Here is an 18,734-nt window from a genome sequence, read left to right as displayed (position 1 = left end):
CACGCCGGGCGAATAGGCCAGCGCCAGGTCGCGCTGGTTGGTCAGTGTCTTGGTAGGCGTCACGCTGATCTTGCCTGCGCGGGGAGCGGCGTGATAGTCGAGCGCGGCGAGCCGGTGCTGTTCGCGTGCGGCGGACTGTTTGCGGGAATTTTCTTGCATGATCAAATCGTTTCAAAGGTGGGAAGGCGGGGCCATGCCGGCCCCGCGCTGGTCAGGTGGACGCCTTGATGGTATTGACTGGCGGCACAATCTCGCCGGTGGGCAGGTCGGGCGCTGGCGTGCCAGGCAATTCCAGCCCTGCGCTAGCCGCCGCAAAGGCACGGCGCATCTGCTCCAGGTCCAGCGCACCCTCCCACTTCGCCACGGCGATGGTTGCCACGCCGTTGCCAATCAGGTTGGTGACGGCGCGCGCCTCGTTGAGGAAACGGTCTATGCCCACCAGCAGCACCAGCCCGGAAATCGGAATCTTGTGCATCGACGCCAGCGTGGCCGCCAGCGCGACGAAACCGGCGCCGGCCACGCCGGCCGAACCTTTCGAGGTCAGCAGCATCACGCCCAGGATCACCAGCTGGTCCCACAAGGTCATGTCGACATTGGTGGCTTGCGCGATAAAGATGGCCGCCATGGTCAGGTAGATCGCCGTGCCGTCGGCATTGAAGGTATAGCCGGTGGGCAACACCAGACCGACGATCTTTTTCTGGCAGCCCATCGCTTCCATCTTGACCAGCATCTGCGGCAGCACCGCTTCGGTGGACGCGGTGCCCAACACGATCAGCAGTTCGTCCTTGATATATTTCAAAAAAGCCCACAGCGGCACGTCGCAATAGCGCATCACGGCACCCAGCACGATGATGACGAACAGGATGCAGGTGACGTACACGGCAATCATCAGTTCGGCAAACGAACTGAGGGTGCCGATACCGTATTTGGCGATGGTAAACGCGATGCCGCCGAACGCGCCGATGGGCGCCAGGAACATCACGATGCGCACCACGCCGAACATGCCGTGCAGGAACATGTCGAGGCCGTCGACCAGCGGCATGACCTTCTTGCCCAGCCGGTTCAGGGCAAACGAAAACAGCAGCGAGAACAAAATAATCTGCAACATGTTGCCCTGAGCAAAAGCACCGACCACGCTATTGGGTACGATGTTCATCAGGAATTCGGTGGTGGTATGGTGTTCGGCCGCCGCCGTGTAGCTCTTGATCGAGGCCGTATCGATCTGGCTGGCGTCGATATTCATGCCCACGCCCGGCTTGACCAGGTTCACCACCAGCAGGCCGAACACCAGCGCCACGGTCGAGCAGACTTCAAAATAGATCATCGCCTTCGCGCCGACCCGCCCGGTTTCCTTGACGCTGCCCATGCGGGCGATGCCGACCACCACCGAGGCAAAGATGATGGGCGCCAGCAGCATCTTGATCAGTTTGATGAAGAGGTCGCCCAGCGGCTTGAGTTCGACGCCGATATCGGGATAAAAATGGCCGAGCAGTATGCCAGCCGTCAAGCCGATGATGACTTGGATATACAGGGTGGAAGCGAGTTGCTTGAAACGTTGCGCATTCATGGGGTGTCTCCTCCAATGAAAAACAGGTAGGGGCACGCCGCCGCATTGCCGGATCTGGGTACGGCTTGCGCGGCGGCGAACAAATCAGACGCGCTCGCTTATTCAGCCAGCTTGACCATCTCGCGGTACAGGTCCGCCTTGCCTTCGAAGCCGATGCCGGGCAGTTCCGGCAGCACGATATGGCCGTTGTCGACCTTCACGCCATCGGGAAAACCGCCATACGGCTGGAACAGGTCCGGGTACGATTCATTGCCGCCCAGGCCCAGGCCGGCCGCGATATTCAAGGACATCTGGTGGCCGCCGTGCGGAATGCAGCGCCTGGCCGACCAGCCGTGCTCCTTCAGCATGTCCAGCGTGCGCAAATATTCCACCAGGCCGTAGCTGAGCGCGCAGTCGAACTGCAGCCAGTCGCGGTCGGCGCGCATGCCGCCGTAGCGGATCAGGTTGCGCGCATCCTGCATCGAGAACAGGTCTTCGCCGGTGGCCATCGGGTTGGTATAGTAATTGCGCAAGGTGGCCTGCAGTTCGAAGTCGAGCGGATCACCGGGTTCCTCGTACCAGAACAGATCGTATTGCGAGAGGGCCTTGGCGTATTTCACGGCCGTATCGAGGTCGAAGCGGCCATTCGCGTCGACCGCCAGCTTCTGGCCGTCCTGCAGCACGCTGAGCACGGAATCGATGCGGCGCAGGTCTTCGTCGAGGTCGGCGCCGCCGATCTTTTTCTTCACCACCGTATAGCCGCGGTCGATATAGCTGCGCATCTCGTCCTTCAGCTTGTCGTGGTTCTGGCCCGGGTAGTAATAGCCGCCGGCCGCATACACGAAGATATTGCGGTCCGGCGTGCCGTTGCCGTAGCGGTCGGCCAGCAACTGGAACAGCGGTTTGCCGTCGATCTTGGCCACCGCATCCCAGACCGCCATGTCGATGGTGCCGATGGCCACCGAGCGCTCGCCGTGGCCGCCCGGCTTTTCATTGGTAAACATGCAGTTCCAGATCTTGTGCGGATCGAGATTGGTGCCAGCGTCGTTGACCAGGCTGGCCGGGTCCGCTTCCAGGATGCGGGGAATAAAGCGTTCGCGCATCAGCTTGCCCTGGCCGTAGCGGCCGTTCGAATTGAAGCCGTAGCCGATCACCGGCTTGCCGTCGCGGATCACGTCGGTGACTACCGCGACCAGGCTCAAGGTCATCTTGCTGAAATCGATATAGGCGTTGCGGATGGGGGAACTGATGGGTACGGTTTTTTCGCGGATTTCAACGATTTTCATGGGAGTGTCTCCTGTCAAAGTAAAACAGAGCTTACTCTTGAATTAAATGCTTATAATTCACCTCAATTAAAACCATTATTCACTTCAGATGAAAAATGATGCTGCGCCCGACCTGGCGTTTTTCGTGCTGCTGGCCAAGCTGGGCAATATGGCGGCCACGGCGCGCGAGCTGGGTGTCACGCCGCCGGCCATCACCAAGCGCCTGAGCCTGCTGGAACAGCGGCTCGGCGTGCGCCTGGTGAATCGCACCACCCGCCGCATCAGCCTGACCAACGAAGGCGAGCTGTACCTGGCGCAGGCGGCGCAGATATTGCACCAGATCCGCGACATGGAGGAGTCCGTGTCCAGCGGGCGCGCGGCACCGAAAGGCCTGCTGCGCGTCAACGGCACGCCCGGCTTTGGCCGCACCCGCATCGCGCCCATCGTCTCGCGCTTCGCCCATGCCTATCCGGAAGTGGAGGTGGAACTGCATCTGACGGACCGGCCGATCAGCCTGGTGGAAGAAGCGTATGACGTGGCGATACGCTTCGGCGAATTGCCGGACACGCGCTTGACGGCCAGGAAACTGATGAGCAACCGGCGTTTCCTGTGCGCATCGCCGGCCTATCTGAAGCAGGCGGGCGAGCCGCAAACGCCGGAAGAGCTGCACCGCCACCGCTGCATTTTGCACCGGCAGAATGACGATGTGTACGGCACCTGGCGCTTGCAAAAGGGGCGCTCGGTGGAGCTGGTGAAGGTGCGCGGGGCCGTGTCGAGCAACGATGGCGATATCGTGCTGAACTGGGCGCTGGACGGCCACGGCATCGTGCAGCGCTCGGAGTGGGACGTGGCGAAATACCTGGACAGCGGCCGGCTCAGGGAGGTGATGCCGGGCTACACCCTGCCATCGGCCGACCTGTATCTGTACTACCTGAGCCGCAGCAACCTGCCGGCCAAGATGCGCGTGTTTATCGACTTCCTGGTGGCCGAGTTCAAGACCTGAGGCGCAACGTCACCATTGCGGAGCGTAGTTGGGAAACGGCGCATGCAGCGGCTCGGGCTCGGGCGGCGCCGTGGCCCAGTCGCGCGGGTCGACCTTGTAGAACTTGAGAAACTCGGCGTACAGCTCGGCGTGATGCTCGGCCATCTGGTACGGTTTTTCAAAAAACGTTTCGGTGGCGACGGCGAAGAACTCGGCCGGATTGGTGGCGCCGTAGTGGTCCATCACGCTGTGCTGGTGGTAGATGGCGTCGTGGCGCAGATGTTCGAAGTCGCGCGACAGCACCGTGGCCCAGCTGCGGTAGCTGGTGACGTTGGGCAAGTATGGCGCGCCATTGGCGGCCCCCGATTCGCTGTCGAGTTGGTGGGCGAATTCATGCAGCACCACGTTCTGGCCATCGGTCCAGTCGGCCGCGCCGCGCTGTACATGGTCCCAGGCCAGCACCACCCGGCCATCGCCCCACGATTCGCCCAGCAGGCCATTGGCCGCAGGCGTGACCACGCCGCCCGGCCCCACCTCATCGCGCGTGACGACGAATTCGTTCGGGTAGACCAGGATGGTGTCGAGCTCGGGATAGACCAGGGTGTCGCGGTTCAGCAGCAGCAAACAGGCCTGGCCGGCGATGGTGTAGCGCATCTCGTCGGTGATCTCCAGGCCGCCGCAGCCGACAAACTTCTTTTGATACAGGAACTGCACCACCAGCCGGCGCAACTGCTCCTGCAGCGGCGCCGGCATATGGCGGTAGACAGGGATATTGCTTTCCAACATGGCAAGCCCCTCGGGCGGAAGCGGGCGCGACAGGGCGCGCTTCAGGCGCCAGCGGGGAAACCACAGCGACAGCACGATGCCGATGGTAACCAGGGCGATCCACAGCAGGGGATTCATGGGGCGGCCCGGGTCAGGCGGGCGGAACAGCGGTTGCCAGGTGCTGGCGGGTAGAGGCAGGCGAAATCAGGCACGGCAGGGACTCCTGGTTGAGGCAGTCCAGCCAAGATGGGGCTGATTGCCATCTTTTCAATCGCTATGAAAATGGCGGCCAGCATGCCAAAAGCCGGGTCGTGACCCGGCTTTGGTGTCTTGCTGAGTGCAGCAGATGGTCAGATTGAGAATCAAAGTGACTATCATTACGCCATCTGGCGGCCAGCAGGCCGGCCAGAGGCGGGTTTATTCGCTTTTCTGCTGCGGCATGCCGAACAGGGCGGCCACCAGCGGATCGCGCGTGACCGGGCCACGGTTGACGCGGATGGCGTAATGGGTGTCATCGGCCAGGATATGGAAGTGACGGCCGCTGCCTGCCATGCTCTGCTCGCGCAGGCCCGGACGGTCCTTGCGCGGTGGCGCGCCTTCGCGTTTCGGCTGGACGATGGCGGCCAGGAAGGCACGCACGCGCTCAGGATCCGGGGTCAGCTGGTACACGGCCTTGCCCAGGTAGGTGGCCGTGCCTTCGATATAGCGGGCCAGTTCGATCACGCCCGCTTCGCGCAGGTCGCGGATGTATTTGCGGGCGCCCGATGGCGAGAATTTGAGGAACCAGGCGATTTCATCAGCCAGCATTTCGTGCAGCGACAATTCACCGATCAGCTTTTGCATGTTCTCGATACGGCGCAAGGTGGCCGAGGTGGAACGTACGCGCTCGATGGGTGCCATGGAAATCGGGTTCATGCGCTCCGGGGGGATCGGTGCGGCACGCTCTACCATTGCCATTGAGGAACCTTTTTCGGATCCACGAAGTTCCTGGTGCGCTGCCTTCATTTCGCTCTTCACGTGAGACTGGGTCATTGCATGCATTTGAATACTCCTTTTAAACGATTGCCGGTAGCCTGAATTGCTGAGTACCTGGTGTGTGCCAGGAAATCACTAATTCCAGACGTCTGACCACAGAATGCCTGCTGGCGTCATCTCGGTCTGTGCGTTAACGAACATTAGCGGACAGTAAGATCAAGAAAGTTAAAAATATTTCTGTACGGAAGCAGTAACTTTCGTGCGGCGTTTGCATTGCGGTGCTGAATCCAGTATTGCACTTCCATTCCTTGCTTAACGTGCGATGGCGAACAGATGCGTGAATTGGCTTGACATAAAATCAAGCTGATCGTCAGGCATGTAACTAGTGCACTGCCTGGCGCCCACGATCGATGACTGGCATGGCTTGCCGTTGCAGCCGCTGTTGCAAGCGCTGTAGAAACATGGACGGCACCAGCCGGCATCTCCCAACCTGTCTTTGCAAAGGAATCATGATGATGAAAATGCCTTATCTGCTGGCCGCCGCGGCCCTGATCAGTCTCTCCGCGTGCAAGAAACCCGCCGACGCCCCGCTGCCGGAAGCCGCACCGCCCGCCACCGCACCGGCGGTGACGCCTGCCCCGGTCGATCCAGCCGCGCCCGCCACCACGCCCGAAACGGCGCCCGGCGTCACGCCAGCTCCCTTGACCGACCCCGCCACCACGCCGGCCGTGCCACCGGCCACGCCGCCAGCGCAGTAATCAAGCCTGTCGTTTCATCCGGCGCCGCGCAGCAAAACATCACAGCCATAGCGCGGCGCGCCCCCACTCCTCGGGGGAGTTACGCGTTGCGGTCTTCGATCCAACGCGTTTTTTTATGCTTGGAGTCGATTCCACGCCGCAGGTTCACCGCATCTGTATTGTTCTGTATTGATCTGCCTCAAGTCTTCATCGGCCAGTGCGGCTAACCGCACAGTTTTTTCGCCATGCGTGCGGAAAAACGGAAACCGTCCGGTAAACGTTTTGTGCACGCCACAATTTAACGTTTAGAAACAATCACTTGCCATTCTTTCCAAAATACGTTTCACTGGCACGGAAGATGCTCTTATGTTTTCCATGGCCGCCGTCAGAGCAGCCCGTAAAACACCATCATCTATTGGAGACAGCATGACCCACCCTGCCCGAGTTTCGTCTTTTTCATCCTTTTTCAACACCAAGGCCCTGGCCGTCGCCGTCGCGCTGGCCGCGCAATTCCCCCTGTCCGTGCATGCCGCCGACCTGGTACGCCTGGGCAACCTGAAATTCGCCCACTACGGCGCGGTCGCCTACATGAAGGAAATCGCCCCAAAATATGACCTGAAGATCGAGGAACGCATCTTCGCCAAGGGCCTCGACATCGTGCCGGCCATGATCGCCGGCGAGATCGACGTCTCGGCCAGCGCACTGGAGGCGGCCATCACAGGCCGCGCCACCGGTCTGCCGGTCTACCTGGTCGGCGGTTTCGCCAAGGGTGGCGTGCAGATCGTCGGCCGCCCCGACCTCAATATCAAGGGCATCGCCGACCTGAAAGGCAAGAAAGTCGGCGTCACCCGTGGCGGCCCGCAGGAAATCCTGCTGTTCGCCGAACTGACCAAGGCCAAGCTGACCTGGTCCGACAAGCCGGGCAAGGACGTGCAGATCCTGTACATGGGCTACCCCGACCTGAACCAAGCGCTCTTGACCAAGGATATCGACGTCATGAGCCAGTCGGAGCCGTATTCGACCCAGGCAATCCACAAGAAATATGGCGCCGCCATCATCAAACCGTATGACACGCCGCTGGGCGAACCGGTGCGCGCGCTGGTGATGACGGAAAAAATGTACAAGGAAAAACCGGAAGTGGCGCAGCGCTTCATGGACTGCTTTGTCGCCGCCACCCGCGCTTTCCTGGCCGATCCGAAACTGGCGGAAAAATACGTGCGTGAATCGATGTTCAAGAACCAGATCACCAGCGAGGACTACCGCGACGCCATCGACAACGCCATCTTTACGGAAGACATTACCCAGAGCCACGTGCAGCTGACCACCGACTATATGGTGAAGTTCGGCGTCGGACGCATGGCCAAGCCGCCTGCCGCCAAGGACTGGGTCAAGCTGGACCTGCTGGAAAAAGCCAAGAAGTCCTACGCACCACGCTAACCCTGGAAGACTGACGATGAATGTACAAATGATGAAACGCCTCGCGCACGGCTCCATCGTGCCGGTGGCCGTGCTGCTGTTCTGGCAAGCCCTGTCGACCTTCGGCTGGATCAATCCGCAGATCCTGCCCTCGCCGGTGGCGGTGGTGGTGAAATGGTATGAATACCTGATCCCGATGGAAGCCTATACGCCCGAGGCCGGCAACTACCTGGTGTGGATGTTCTCGGGCGAACTGCCGCACGACGCCTGGGCCAGCCTGTCGCGCGTGCTGGGCGGCTTTGCCATCGGTGCCGGCCTGGCGCTGCCGCTGGGCCTCCTGATGGGCACCAACAAGACCATCTACAAACTGTTCGACCCGCTGGTGCAGGTGCTGCGCCCGATTCCGCCGATCGCCTATATTCCGCTGGCAATTTTATGGTTCGGCCTGGGCAACCCGCCCGCCTTCTTCCTGATCAGCATCGGCTCCTTCTTCCCCGTGCTGATGAACACGATTGCCGGCGTGCGCCAGGTCGACGGCATTTATATCCGCGCCGCCCGCAACCTGGGCGCCAGCCAGATGACGATGTTCCGCCGCGTGATCTTGCCGGCGGCCACGCCGTATATCCTGGCCGGCGCCCGCATCGGCATGGGCACGGCATTCATCGTCGTGATCGTGGCGGAAATGATTGCGGTCAACAGCGGCCTCGGTTTCCGCATCCTGGAAGCACGCGAATACTTTTGGTCCGATAAAATCATCGCCGGCATGTTTACCATCGGCCTGTTCGGTCTGGCCATCGATATCGCCATGAATGCCCTGAATAATCATCTGCTGCAGTGGCACCGCGGCCTGGAACATTGAGAGGAAGCGCCATGACCACCATCAATATCAAAGCAGTCAACAAGATCTTCACCACCGGCGGCAGCGACGTGATCGCGCTGAAGGACATCAACCTGGACATTGCCAGCGGCGAGTTCATCTGCCTGCTGGGCCCGTCCGGCTGCGGCAAGTCGACCCTGCTCAACGCGATCGCCGGCTTTTCGCAGCCCACTTCCGGCCAGATCCTGGCCGGCGGCAAGCTGATCACGGAACCGGGGCCGGACCGCGGCATGGTGTTCCAGGAATATGCACTGTTCCCGTGGATGTCGATCGAAAGCAATATCGCGTTCGGCCTGGAAATCGCCGGCAAGTCGCAGGCCGAGATCAAGGAGCGGGTCGACATGCTGCTGAACATGCTGGGCCTGACGGAATTCCGGCTGCGCTTTCCGAAAGACCTGTCGGGCGGCATGCGCCAGCGCGTGGCGATTGCCCGCGTGCTGGCCCTCGATTCGCCGATCATGCTAATGGACGAACCGTTCGGCGCGCTCGATGCCCTGACCCGCCGCAACTTGCAGGATGAGTTGCTAAAGATCTGGAAAGTCTTCGGCACCACCATCGTGTTCGTCACGCACTCGATTGAGGAATCGATCTACCTGGCCGACCGCACCATCGTCATGACCTACCGTCCCGGCACCATCAAGCGCGACGTGGCGATCGACCTGCCGCGCCCGCGCGACCCGAGCGACCCCGAGTTCAACCGCCTGAAACGCATGCTGGGCGAAATGGTGATGGAAGAGCAGCAACGCCATCATAATGCGGAAACGATGGCCAGCACGGCAGACTGATTGTTACAGCGACTGCACACCTTGAAGCCGCCGGCAAGCGCCCTGCTTGCCGGCGCCTCGCTGATATCGCTGGTGGCGCTGACCTGGTCGACCCATGCCTGGGTGCAACAGCGCCAGCTCGATGAATTGCACCGCACCCTCGATACACGCGCCGAGCTGTATGCGGCGTCGATCGGCGGCGCGCTCAACAAGTATGAATTCCTGCCGCTGGCGGTGGCGCAAAGCGAGGCCGTGGCGCAGCTGATCGAGCAGCCGACGCCGGCCAAGGTCAGCGAACTGAACGCCTACCTGGTCGATATCAACCGCCGTGCCGGCGCCTTTGCCGTGTATGTGCTCGACGAAAACGGCACCACCCTGGCGTCGAGCAACTGGCAGGACGCCAGTTCCTATGTCGGCGTCAACTATGGCTTCCGGCCCTATTTCAAGAACGCCATCGCGGGCGGCATCGGCCGGTTTTATGGCATCGGCGCCTCCACCTTCGAAGCCGGCTATTTCATTTCGCAGCCGGTGCTGCGACACGGGCGCATCATTGGCATCGTCGCCGCCAAGGTCAACCTGGACTGGATCGAGCAGTCGTGGCGCTCGCCGGGCGCGGGCGAGCAGATCTGGGTCAAGGACGCCAATGGCGTGATCATCCTGGCCAGCACGCCGTCCTTCAAATTCAATACCCTGGCGGCCCTGTCGGCGGTGGCCAAGCAGGATATCAGCGCGCAGCGCCAGTTTCTGCAAGAAAACCTGCCCATCCTGCCGCACCGTGTGCGGCGCCAGTTCGCCGATGGCGCCAGCGTGATGACACTGGAGCGTGCACCAACCGACCAGCTGCCGGCCCTGCCAGGCAAGGCCGACTACCTGGCGGTCAATCGGCCGCTGGGTCCGCTGCAATGGCAGATCACCGTGCTGGCCGAACTCGACCAGGTTGACGAAGCGGCCCGCAACGCCGCCATCGGCGCGGCCCTGGGCTGGGCGCTGCTGATGCTGGCCCTGATGTATGCGCGCCAGCGCCGGCGCCGGATTGCCGACAAGCTCAAGGCCCAGCAAACCCTGGCGCTGGCCTATGAACAACTGGAAATCAAGGTGGCCCAGCGCACGGCCGACCTGGTGCACGCGAATGGCCGGCTGCAGGCGGAAGTGGCCGAGCGCGAACGGGCCGAGCAGACCCTGCGCTACGCCCAGGCCGAACTGGTGCAAAGCGGCAAGCTGGCCGCCATCGGCCAGATGGCGGCCGGCGTCACGCATGAACTGAACCAGCCGCTGGCGGCCCTGCAGACTTTTTCCGACAATGCCAAGGTGTTATTGGCGCGCGGGCGCATCGATGACGCGCTCGACAACCTGTCGACCATTTCCGACCTGGTCAAGCGCCTCGGCTACGTCACCTCGCAATTGAAAGGCTTTGCGCGGCGCAGCGACGACGCGCGCAAACCCGTGTCGGTGCGCCAGGCGTTTGCGCAAACCATGTTGCAAGTGCGCACGCGCAAGAATTCACAGCGCTTGAGCCTGCATGAAAGCTGGCCCGAGGAAGAAATCGTCGTGCTGTGCAACGCCATCGGCCTGGAACAGGTGTTCAGCAACCTGATCACCAACGCCATGGACGCCGTGCCGGAGACCGAAGCGGTGCAGATCTGGCTGCAGGTGCGCAGCGAAGGCGCCCTGGCCGTACTCCATGTGACTGACAATGGCCCCGGAATACCGCTGGCTTCGCTGGACCGTATTTTCGACCCCTTCTATACCACCAAGGAACATGGCCTGGGGCTGGGCCTGTCGATCAGCGCCGGCATCGTGCGCGCGGCCGGCGGCGCGCTGGCCGTGCGCAACCGCTCCAGGGCCGAAGGGGGCGGCGCGCAGTTTACAATCACGCTGACGCGTGACGGCGACCATAACTAAAACAGAGACCAAGGATTTAGCGGATGCATGAGAACAACTTCGAGGGCATGCAAGTGCTGCTGGTGGAGGACGACGCCGTGGTGCGCAAGGGCGCGCGCCAGTCGCTGGAACTGGCCGGCCTGCAAGTGACGGCGGTTGCCACGGCCGAGGAAGCCCTGCCCTTCCTGGTGCCGGAATTTGCCGGCATCTTGCTCAGCGATATCAAGCTGCCCGGCATCGACGGCCTCAGATTGCTCGATATCGCCGTGGCGCAAGACGCCAGCCTGCCGGTGATCCTGGTCACCGGCCACGGCGACGTGTCGATGGCGGTGGGCGCCATGCGCCGCGGCGCCTACGACTTCATCGAAAAACCGTTCTCGGCCGACCTGCTGGTGGAGGTGTGCCGGCGCGCGCTCGACAAGCGCCACCTGGTGCTGGAAAACATGAACTTGCGGCGCCAGCTCGAGCAGCGCGTCGGTATCGAGGCGCGCATCGTCGGCCGCAGCCCGGCCATGGCCAAGGTGCGCCAGCTGGTGCTGAACCTGGCGCCGAAATCGGCCGACATCATTATTCTGGGAGAAACCGGCACCGGCAAGGAGCTGATCGCGCGCTGCCTGCACGACTTCAGCGAGCGGCGCGATCATCCGTTTGTGGCGATTAACTGCGGCGCCCTGCCCGAATCCATTTTCGAGTCGGAACTGTTCGGCCACGAAGAAGGGGCGTTTACCGGCGCCCAGCGCCAGCGCATCGGCAAGATCGAGTACGCGAACGGCGGCACCCTGTTCCTCGATGAAATCGAAAGCATGCCGCTGGCGCTGCAGGTGAAATTGCTGCGCGTGCTGCAGGAGAGACAAGTCGAGCGGCTGGGCTCGAATAAACTGATTTCGGTCAACTTTCGCGTGATCGCCGCCGCCAAGGAAGATTTGAATCTGCTGGCCGAACAGGGCAAGTTTCGCGCCGACTTGTATTACCGCCTGAATGTGGCCAGCCTGACCCTGCCAGCCTTGCGCAACCGGCGCGAAGATATCCCGCTGCTGTTCGAATTTTTCGTGCTGCAGGCGGCGCTGCGCTACGGCCAGCCGGCGGCGCTGGTCAGCGGCGAACTGCTGGGCTCACTCATGGCGCAGCGCTGGGCCGGCAATGTGCGCGAACTGCACAATGTGGCCGACCGCTTCGTGCTCGGCTTGCTGGACGACACCTTGAGCCCGGCCGGCTGCCGCGAAGCCTCGCTGGCCGAGCAGGTCGACGCCTTCGAGATCTCGATCATCGAAGAGGCGCTGCGGCGCCACAATGGCAATGTGATCGAAGCGGCCACGGCGCTGAATATTCCGAAGAAAACCCTGTACGACAAGCTCAAGCGCTTCGATATTTCTACCGAGCAGTTTCGCTGACGCCTGCATGCTTGCCAGCCATGCGCCCACATGGCGCAGAGGCGTGCTCCTACTTGCCGTGATCGCTTTCGGTGACAAAATGGATGCTCTTAATCCAGATCAAGGAGTTTTCCATGAAATCATCCTCACTGATATTTGCCGCCCTGCTGGCCGGCACGGTTTCCCTGGCGCAAGCCCAGTCAAACCCCAATCCGCCGGTCGATGCGCCCATGCGTGACAGCACCAGCACGCCGCAAAACGGCGAAGCGGAAAAGATCCAGGATCCTGCGGGCCAGCTGGACAAACGGGAAAAGAAACACGCCAAAAAACCGACCAAAAAGGTGCAGTCCGAGGCGCACAACAATCCCAACAAGCAAGGCACGCCGATGCCGCCGCCGCCACCGAACATGCAGAACGCGGCCGACAAGAAGGGCTCAAGCAGCAATATGGGCGTCGCACCACCACCGCCTCCGCCACCGCAGCCCGCACAATAACCGTTGCCACCCAACGGTGCCATCGCCGCGAGGCGGTGGCAAACGGCCCGTTCACTCGGACAAAAGTGATATCAGGCAATTGCCCACAAGACCATGGGGCGTGCTCCTACTTGCGGTCCCCGCCCTGCATGTGACAATGCCGCATCACTATTCACCACAGGACACGCACCATGAAAACCGCCGCTCTTCTGCTTTCCGCCACCCTGATGACCGTCGGCGGCGCCTGGGTCCAAGCCCAGTCGACCACCAATCTGAACCAGACCGGCAACCACGTCAATAACAAGGCCGATCCGGGCCAGCAATCGGATCAGTCGGACAAACTTGACAGCAACGGCAAGCCCATGCCGGGCAGCAAAATGCGTCAACACGACCGTCCTGCCAAGGTCAAGCCAGCAAGCAAGCGCCACCCGGCACCGACGCCTGCCACCCCCGCCACGCCGCCGGTTCCCGGCACGCTGTCGCCGCCACCGACCCCGGGCGTGCCGACCATGCCGATCCCACCCGTGCCGCCGACCACGCCAGCGACCATGCAATAAGCCTCTTCCGCCATGGCGATGCCATGCCGCCTGATGGCATGGCATGGCATGAATCTTTTCTTTAAAGTAACTTTTTTTGGCAACCTTGCGTTAAGATGGATGCATCTCTTTCTTAATAGGAAATCATGTTTTCCGTCGAACGCAAGTGGTGGTTTTACCTGCCCCTGATGGTGCTGGCCTGCCTGTCCACGCTATTTCTCTTTCGCAGCGCGCAAGTACCGAGCACGGGATCGCTTGCCTATTTCCTTATCTTTGCCTTGTGCTCTGCCTGTTTGCACCGCTTGCTGTCATTCCTGACGTGGCTGTTGCTGTTATGGCTGGCACCCAAGCTGGCGGACCGTCGCATCGCCGCCAAATGACGGCACGACGTTGGCAAACTACCTCACCTGAAAACAATCTGTCATGAAAAAATACCTCGCATGCCTGCCCCTGCTGCTGCTGCCACTTGGCAACGCCTGGGGTGTCCTGGTCACCATCTCGTCCGGCAGTTCGGCAAAAGAAGAAATGGTCACGTACAAGGCCGAATGCGGACAGGCATATTATTATCTCGATATAAACAAAACCACGAAGCAAGTCAGTTATTCGGTGGAACCGATCCGTGCAGGCACGCGCAGTGAAGTCGATATTTCACAGTCCGCACTGGCCCGCCTCCTGCTCGACGAGACATTTTTCCACAATGTCGGCACCTCCTGCGGCGCGGGCATGAACGTGGATGTGCGAGGTTTCCATCTCGGTGGAAAAACGCCCCGGCAAGGCGTACGCTACTGGGCCACCATCCGCGAGGATGGGCAGGTGCTGAGCCAGCGAGGCCTGCATGACATTTCCATCGAGGAAATGTCAGACCGTTGAGGCCAGCTCACCGCGTGGCCGGCGATCCGTCGCGTTCCATCAGCACCGGATACGTCCACCTGGTGCGGTCCTTATAGTCCGAACGGTCCCGCCACCAGCGCAAGCGCGCCTGCGGGTCGCTGGCCAAGGCCGGGTCGCTGGCAATCGCGGCCAGGAAGGCGGTACGCAGTGCAGGCTGCGTTTCCATCATCCGATCGGCCCATGGCGCCAGCAAATGGCGCGCGATGGACGACTCTGGTGGCAGCGCCTGGTCGAACCAGCCCATGGCCAGGTAGGAATCATCGCTGTCCGGCTCCAGCAAGGCCGTCGCCAGCAGGTGAAAAGGCTGGTTTGCCGGCACACGCACGGCGCCAGGCGGCAGCGTGAGGTTCTTTGCCGAGCGCAGCAGCGTTCTGTCCTTGCCTGACGCCATCCGCACCGTCTCGACCGTGACGCTGCGCGGCGCGTCCAGCACCTCCATCGCAATGCCATGCGCGCGCAGCGAGCCGATAATTTCCTGTTGCTCGGGGCCTATCCACCAGGCGCGCGGCAGCGCCACTTCCTTGATCGGCCTGACGCCAAATACCGGCATGTCGATGGTCACCGGCTCGCCGGTCCAGCGCAGCTCGGTGGCGCCGGAAGCTTTCGATACATAAGACTCATAACGATACCCCTTGAACGCCTGCCGGGCAAACGGCGCCGCTTCGCGCTCCCAGCGCACCATCAGCTGCGACGGTTGCGCCGCGCGGTCGCGCGCCTTGGCTGCGGCTATCTTTGCATGGTCGCGCGCCACGGTTGCCAAGGACTGCTCCAGCAGCACATAAGTACCCAGCACCCGGCGCTTGTACGGCTTCATCGCATGATTTTCGACCAATACCGTCGGTATCCCCGTAAAGTCGCCATAGCCGGTCGAATAGCGCGGCCCTTCGGCGCTGATGCGCAGGCCAAGGTGCGGTGTCTCCTCGTTGACCCAACTGGGGTAGATCGCCGGCACGTGGCCCTGTCTGGCCAGCGCCGCATCGATATCGGCGCGGTAGTCCCGCATCAGCCAATCCGCCGTCGCTTTGGAGCGCGCATACGTGCCCCAGCCGGCAAAGGTGTAGGTCACGTCATATTGATAATCGATGCCGTCGCTGACATGCACGTCGATATACAGCGCGGGATCGTACTGTTTCAGCAGCTTGACGACGGCGGCGATTTCCGGCGACTGCAGGCGCGCATAGTCGCGGTTCAGGTCCAGCCCCTGCGCATTGGTGCGCGCGCCTTTCACTTGCGGACCACGCTGGTGCGGGCGGCCATCCGTACTGGCGTTTTCATGCGCATCGACATTCAGGATGGGAATAAAGACCAGGTCGACCTGGTCGAGCATATCCTCGCGGCCGCGCAGGGCGATATCGCGCAACAGCATCAGCCCGGCATCCTTGCCGTCGATCTCGCCCGCATGTATGCCGGCCTGGACCAGCACCACCGGCTTCTTGCCGCCCGCGCCGTTCGCGGGCTTTTTCGCCAGCACATAAAACAGCTCGCGGCCCTGGTAACTCTTGCCGAAAGCATGCACGGTGATCAACCTGGAGGCAGCGCCCAGCGAGCGTACATAAGCCATCGTCTGCGCATAATCCGGCGATGCCAGGAAGTTCGATTGTTCGAGCGGTGTTGCCCAGCGGTCCGACGCGGCCATTGCAATCTGTTCGCTGGCGCCATGCCAGGGCGAAGCGGGTGGCAGGACATCGATGGCGGCCGCGGCCGCAATACTGGTACTCATGAATAAGATAAGGGAGGAAATCAAGGTTGCCAAAACCGGCCTTTCAGGATGCGTGGACAAACGGCGAAAGGACACCACTAACGATAATGATATCTCATTATCGTTTTTAGTTCTTTTCCTTATCCTGAGATTGCGCCACTTGAGCAGAAAACGCCAAGGCACGCAGTTTCCACCGGCAGCGGCGTATTGGCAGGCCTGGCAATGGGCGCACACCGATTCTCCCACACCTGCAAGTTTGAACTTCACGACGCCGGTGCTAGGAGCAAGGAAAAAGGAGAGTATGTATGCCAAGCCCGAGTCGATGGCTGGATCATGGCGGACTAGCTGGACGAGGACGGCGACGTACGGCCCACCTGCGGCATCGCGCTGACGAACATCATCAGCGCTCCTTGTGGCCGTCCTCAGCAATGGTCACCCGCCGACCAAGGGCTGAGCCGGGCGTAATTCCATAACCTTTCCCGCCTGCAATCCAACAACACGTTCAGCTGCATCAATAGTTTCCCGGCGGTGCGCCACCATGATGCGAGTCAACCGCAATTGGCTCAATACCATATTGACTCTGCGCTCGTTATTCATATCCAGATGGCTAGTTGCCTCATCAAGTGCCAATATGCGCGGCTGCTTGTACAAGGCCCTGGCTAGCAATATGCGTTGCTTCTGCCCGCCAGAAAGGCTGCTGCCCATGTCACCGACAAGGGTCTGATATCCCATTGGCATCTGCACGATTTCATCATGAACTGCCGCCTGTTTCGCACAGCGCTCAACAATCTCACGCTCGACGCCAGCATCAAAGAAAGCAATATTATCTTGCAACGAACCTGCCAGCAATACATCGTCCTGCATTACCGTTCCGACCAGTTGCCGGTATGCACGCATACCAATCTGTGTGATGGGAACATTGTCGATCAGGACTTCTCCCTCGCTGGGCGCCAATAGACCAAGAATAATCTTGCATAAGGTCGTCTTGCCGCACCCACTTGGACCGACCAAGGCCAAACTCTGGCCCGCAGGAATATGTAAATCGATGCCATCGAGTATCCAAGGCTCACCTTCCGCATAACGAAAGCGAATATTTTTCAGGGTCAGACTGCAATCAAAACGATGCAAATCCGTTTCATGTTCATGCAACGCTTCAGCGGGTTCAAGCACGATGTCAGCCAAACGTTCGGCATGCAAACTCAGCATCTTCAGGCTGACCAGCAAATCAATCAAGCTAAACAATCTGGAGGAAAACGTTCCTGCATAGCTGGAAAACGCCATCAGCATGCCGATCGTCAACGCATTTTTCATGACGAGCTCAGCACCGACATAAAACAAGGCAAGCCCCTGTACGCTGAAGATGGCAGTGCTGCTAACCTTGAACAGAATACTCAGTTTCTGCATTTTGACGTCACGGTTTATCACATCCTGCTTCAGGTTTTGCCAACGCACCCGCCGCTCCGCCTCCTGCCCAAACAACTTCAGCGGCATAATGGCACGAATCGTTTCAAGGAAATGACTGCTTTCTTTCGCCGACAAGACCAAGCGTTCCTGAGACGCCTCACGCAACGGCTGATAAAACGTCCAGCGTAGCAACGCATACAACAAGACCGCTGCTAACACCAAGAACGACAGCTTGGGGCTATACATGAGCATCATGCCCAAGGCCATAATGGCCATCAATCCATCGAGCGCACTTTCAACAAACAGGCTAGTCAGTGTTCCCTGTATCGAAGCAATACTGCCGAAGCGCGAGACGATGTCGCCCAGATGGCGCTTCTCGAAGAAGGACAACGGCAAACGGGTCAGATGGGCAAAGATACGTATTGACCATTGCAGGCCAATATCCATGCTCCAACGCATGAGAAACCAACTGCGTGCGAGGCTGATCGCTGTCTGCGTAACAATCAACAACGCAAAACCACACACCAGCACTTTCAGCAGATCCAGATCTCCGCTGACAATTACTTCATCAATGACGAACTGATTGAACAGGGGCGACGCAATCGCAAAAATTTCCAAAGCAAGGGCAAGCGCCAATATCTGGACTAACGCACGACGCAGGCCAAGCACATGGCCGGTCAAATCGCGTATGGCAACCTTGCGTCGCTCATCTGCCACAATAAAATCAGCATTTGGCGCCAACTCCATGGCCACACCAGTGAAATGTTTGGAGACAGTATTCAACGGCATACGGCGCTCACCAATTGCAGGATCGAGTATTGTCACCATAGTGACACCGCGCCACGTCTTGCTGACTTTTTTCAGAACAACGAAATGATTGAGATTCCAATGCAAAATACTGGGAACTTGCAACTGTGACAATTCATCCAGTTCCAAGCGTAATGGACGTGCCGCGAGCTGCATTGATGCGGCATGACGCATCAACTGCTCCAGCGTTACCCCTTTCAGGCTGATGGGAAAACGGCGACGTAATTCGGCCAAATCCGTGTGATGACCATAAGAGCTGGCAACCATGGCAAGGCACGCCAAGCCACATTCGCTGGACTCCGTTTGTAGGACAGTGTGCATAAATTAAATAGAGAGGAACACAGCC

General features: G+C 60.4%; 17 protein-coding genes. 11 read left to right on the top strand and 6 right to left on the bottom strand.

All coding sequences use genetic code 11. The features are described 5' to 3' along the window. Positions 1-211: 211 nt before the first annotated feature. Entirely contained in the window at positions 212-1,567 is a 1,356-nt protein-coding gene (dctA, locus tag ACP7B7_RS21570; protein WP_426078013.1) for a C4-dicarboxylate transporter DctA, read from the bottom strand. 98 nt (positions 1,568-1,665) lie between these two features. Further along, positions 1,666-2,832 (bottom strand): mandelate racemase/muconate lactonizing enzyme family protein, encoded by a 1,167-nt coding sequence (locus tag ACP7B7_RS21565; protein ID WP_426078012.1) that lies wholly within the window; start codon positions 2,830-2,832, stop codon positions 1,666-1,668. 88 nt (positions 2,833-2,920) lie between these two features. Between ACP7B7_RS21565 and ACP7B7_RS21560 the strand changes: the two genes are divergently transcribed. Further along, positions 2,921-3,814 (top strand): LysR family transcriptional regulator, encoded by an 894-nt coding sequence (locus ACP7B7_RS21560; RefSeq protein ID WP_308922252.1) that lies wholly within the window; start codon positions 2,921-2,923, stop codon positions 3,812-3,814. Between the two features lie 9 nt (positions 3,815-3,823). Here the strand turns inward: ACP7B7_RS21560 and ACP7B7_RS21555 are convergent, their stop codons facing one another. Together ACP7B7_RS21555 and ACP7B7_RS21550 are read right to left on the bottom strand one after the other, a co-directional pair. Then, positions 3,824-4,696 carry a zinc-dependent peptidase gene (locus ACP7B7_RS21555; protein WP_426078011.1) on the bottom strand — a complete coding sequence of 291 codons (873 nt, stop codon included), beginning with the start codon at positions 4,694-4,696 and terminating at the stop codon, positions 3,824-3,826. 279 nt (positions 4,697-4,975) lie between these two features. Further along, a complete protein-coding gene (locus ACP7B7_RS21550) occupies positions 4,976-5,473 on the bottom strand; it encodes a winged helix-turn-helix domain-containing protein (RefSeq protein WP_308922254.1) in 498 nt (165 codons plus the stop codon). Between the two features lie 569 nt (positions 5,474-6,042). Between ACP7B7_RS21550 and ACP7B7_RS21545 the strand changes: the two genes are divergently transcribed. From ACP7B7_RS21545 to ACP7B7_RS21500, 10 genes are all read left to right on the top strand, one after another. Next, positions 6,043-6,291 carry a hypothetical protein gene (locus ACP7B7_RS21545; protein ID WP_426078010.1) on the top strand — a complete coding sequence of 83 codons (249 nt, stop codon included), beginning with the start codon at positions 6,043-6,045 and terminating at the stop codon, positions 6,289-6,291. 405 nt (positions 6,292-6,696) lie between these two features. Continuing rightward, positions 6,697-7,707, top strand: a complete 1,011-nt coding sequence (locus ACP7B7_RS21540) for an ABC transporter substrate-binding protein (protein WP_426078009.1) — start codon at positions 6,697-6,699, stop codon at positions 7,705-7,707. 28 nt (positions 7,708-7,735) lie between these two features. Beyond that, a complete protein-coding gene (locus tag ACP7B7_RS21535; RefSeq protein WP_374694206.1) occupies positions 7,736-8,545 on the top strand; it encodes an ABC transporter permease in 810 nt (269 codons plus the stop codon). 11 nt (positions 8,546-8,556) lie between these two features. Beyond that, a complete protein-coding gene (locus ACP7B7_RS21530) occupies positions 8,557-9,348 on the top strand; it encodes an ABC transporter ATP-binding protein (protein ID WP_426078008.1) in 792 nt (263 codons plus the stop codon). Continuing rightward, positions 9,349-11,229, top strand: a complete 1,881-nt coding sequence (locus ACP7B7_RS21525) for a sensor histidine kinase (RefSeq protein WP_426078007.1) — start codon at positions 9,349-9,351, stop codon at positions 11,227-11,229. Between the two features lie 23 nt (positions 11,230-11,252). Next, positions 11,253-12,599 carry a sigma-54-dependent transcriptional regulator gene (locus ACP7B7_RS21520; protein ID WP_308922260.1) on the top strand — a complete coding sequence of 449 codons (1,347 nt, stop codon included), beginning with the start codon at positions 11,253-11,255 and terminating at the stop codon, positions 12,597-12,599. Positions 12,600-12,712: 113 nt separating this feature from the next. Then, a complete protein-coding gene (locus ACP7B7_RS21515) occupies positions 12,713-13,072 on the top strand; it encodes a hypothetical protein (protein ID WP_426078006.1) in 360 nt (119 codons plus the stop codon). 170 nt (positions 13,073-13,242) lie between these two features. Next, positions 13,243-13,608: a hypothetical protein gene (locus tag ACP7B7_RS21510; RefSeq protein ID WP_426078005.1), complete on the top strand. Its 366-nt coding sequence runs from the start codon at positions 13,243-13,245 to the stop codon at positions 13,606-13,608. A gap of 125 nt (positions 13,609-13,733) precedes the next feature. Continuing rightward, the gene (locus ACP7B7_RS21505) at positions 13,734-13,967 is read left to right on the top strand and encodes a hypothetical protein (protein WP_426078004.1); all 234 of its coding nucleotides are present in this window, start codon (positions 13,734-13,736) and stop codon (positions 13,965-13,967) included. Positions 13,968-14,010: 43 nt separating this feature from the next. Further along, positions 14,011-14,457, top strand: a complete 447-nt coding sequence (locus tag ACP7B7_RS21500; RefSeq protein ID WP_426078003.1) for a hypothetical protein — start codon at positions 14,011-14,013, stop codon at positions 14,455-14,457. A gap of 7 nt (positions 14,458-14,464) precedes the next feature. Here the strand turns inward: ACP7B7_RS21500 and ACP7B7_RS21495 are convergent, their stop codons facing one another. Both ACP7B7_RS21495 and ACP7B7_RS21490 read right to left on the bottom strand, forming a co-directional pair. Further along, positions 14,465-16,198 (bottom strand): M14 family metallopeptidase, encoded by a 1,734-nt coding sequence (locus ACP7B7_RS21495; RefSeq protein ID WP_426078002.1) that lies wholly within the window; start codon positions 16,196-16,198, stop codon positions 14,465-14,467. Positions 16,199-16,609: 411 nt separating this feature from the next. Beyond that, entirely contained in the window at positions 16,610-18,709 is a 2,100-nt protein-coding gene (locus ACP7B7_RS21490; protein ID WP_426078001.1) for a peptidase domain-containing ABC transporter, read from the bottom strand. Positions 18,710-18,734: the final 25 nt, after the last annotated feature.

Origin of the sequence: Janthinobacterium sp. PSPC3-1 (assembly GCF_049896105.1) — a bacterium.
Lineage (GTDB): Bacteria > Pseudomonadota > Gammaproteobacteria > Burkholderiales > Burkholderiaceae_D > Janthinobacterium.
This window is presented reverse-complemented; position numbering and strand designations above follow the sequence as displayed.

What these genes read in the sequence shown, in the direction of transcription:
- dctA (WP_426078013.1), bottom strand. Translation starts at nt 1,567, where the DNA reads ATGAATGCGCAACGTTTCAAGCAACTCGCTTCCACCCTGTATATCCAA.
- ACP7B7_RS21565 (WP_426078012.1), bottom strand. Translation starts at nt 2,832, where the DNA reads ATGAAAATCGTTGAAATCCGCGAAAAAACCGTACCCATCAGTTCCCCC.
- ACP7B7_RS21560 (WP_308922252.1), top strand. Translation starts at nt 2,921, where the DNA reads ATGAAAAATGATGCTGCGCCCGACCTGGCGTTTTTCGTGCTGCTGGCC.
- ACP7B7_RS21555 (WP_426078011.1), bottom strand. Translation starts at nt 4,696, where the DNA reads ATGAATCCCCTGCTGTGGATCGCCCTGGTTACCATCGGCATCGTGCTG.
- ACP7B7_RS21550 (WP_308922254.1), bottom strand. Translation starts at nt 5,473, where the DNA reads ATGAACCCGATTTCCATGGCACCCATCGAGCGCGTACGTTCCACCTCG.
- ACP7B7_RS21545 (WP_426078010.1), top strand. Translation starts at nt 6,043, where the DNA reads ATGATGATGAAAATGCCTTATCTGCTGGCCGCCGCGGCCCTGATCAGT.
- ACP7B7_RS21540 (WP_426078009.1), top strand. Translation starts at nt 6,697, where the DNA reads ATGACCCACCCTGCCCGAGTTTCGTCTTTTTCATCCTTTTTCAACACC.
- ACP7B7_RS21535 (WP_374694206.1), top strand. Translation starts at nt 7,736, where the DNA reads ATGATGAAACGCCTCGCGCACGGCTCCATCGTGCCGGTGGCCGTGCTG.
- ACP7B7_RS21530 (WP_426078008.1), top strand. Translation starts at nt 8,557, where the DNA reads ATGACCACCATCAATATCAAAGCAGTCAACAAGATCTTCACCACCGGC.
- ACP7B7_RS21520 (WP_308922260.1), top strand. Translation starts at nt 11,253, where the DNA reads ATGCATGAGAACAACTTCGAGGGCATGCAAGTGCTGCTGGTGGAGGAC.
- ACP7B7_RS21515 (WP_426078006.1), top strand. Translation starts at nt 12,713, where the DNA reads ATGAAATCATCCTCACTGATATTTGCCGCCCTGCTGGCCGGCACGGTT.
- ACP7B7_RS21510 (WP_426078005.1), top strand. Translation starts at nt 13,243, where the DNA reads ATGAAAACCGCCGCTCTTCTGCTTTCCGCCACCCTGATGACCGTCGGC.
- ACP7B7_RS21505 (WP_426078004.1), top strand. Translation starts at nt 13,734, where the DNA reads ATGTTTTCCGTCGAACGCAAGTGGTGGTTTTACCTGCCCCTGATGGTG.
- ACP7B7_RS21500 (WP_426078003.1), top strand. Translation starts at nt 14,011, where the DNA reads ATGAAAAAATACCTCGCATGCCTGCCCCTGCTGCTGCTGCCACTTGGC.
- ACP7B7_RS21495 (WP_426078002.1), bottom strand. Translation starts at nt 16,198, where the DNA reads ATGAGTACCAGTATTGCGGCCGCGGCCGCCATCGATGTCCTGCCACCC.
- ACP7B7_RS21490 (WP_426078001.1), bottom strand. Translation starts at nt 18,709, where the DNA reads ATGCACACTGTCCTACAAACGGAGTCCAGCGAATGTGGCTTGGCGTGC.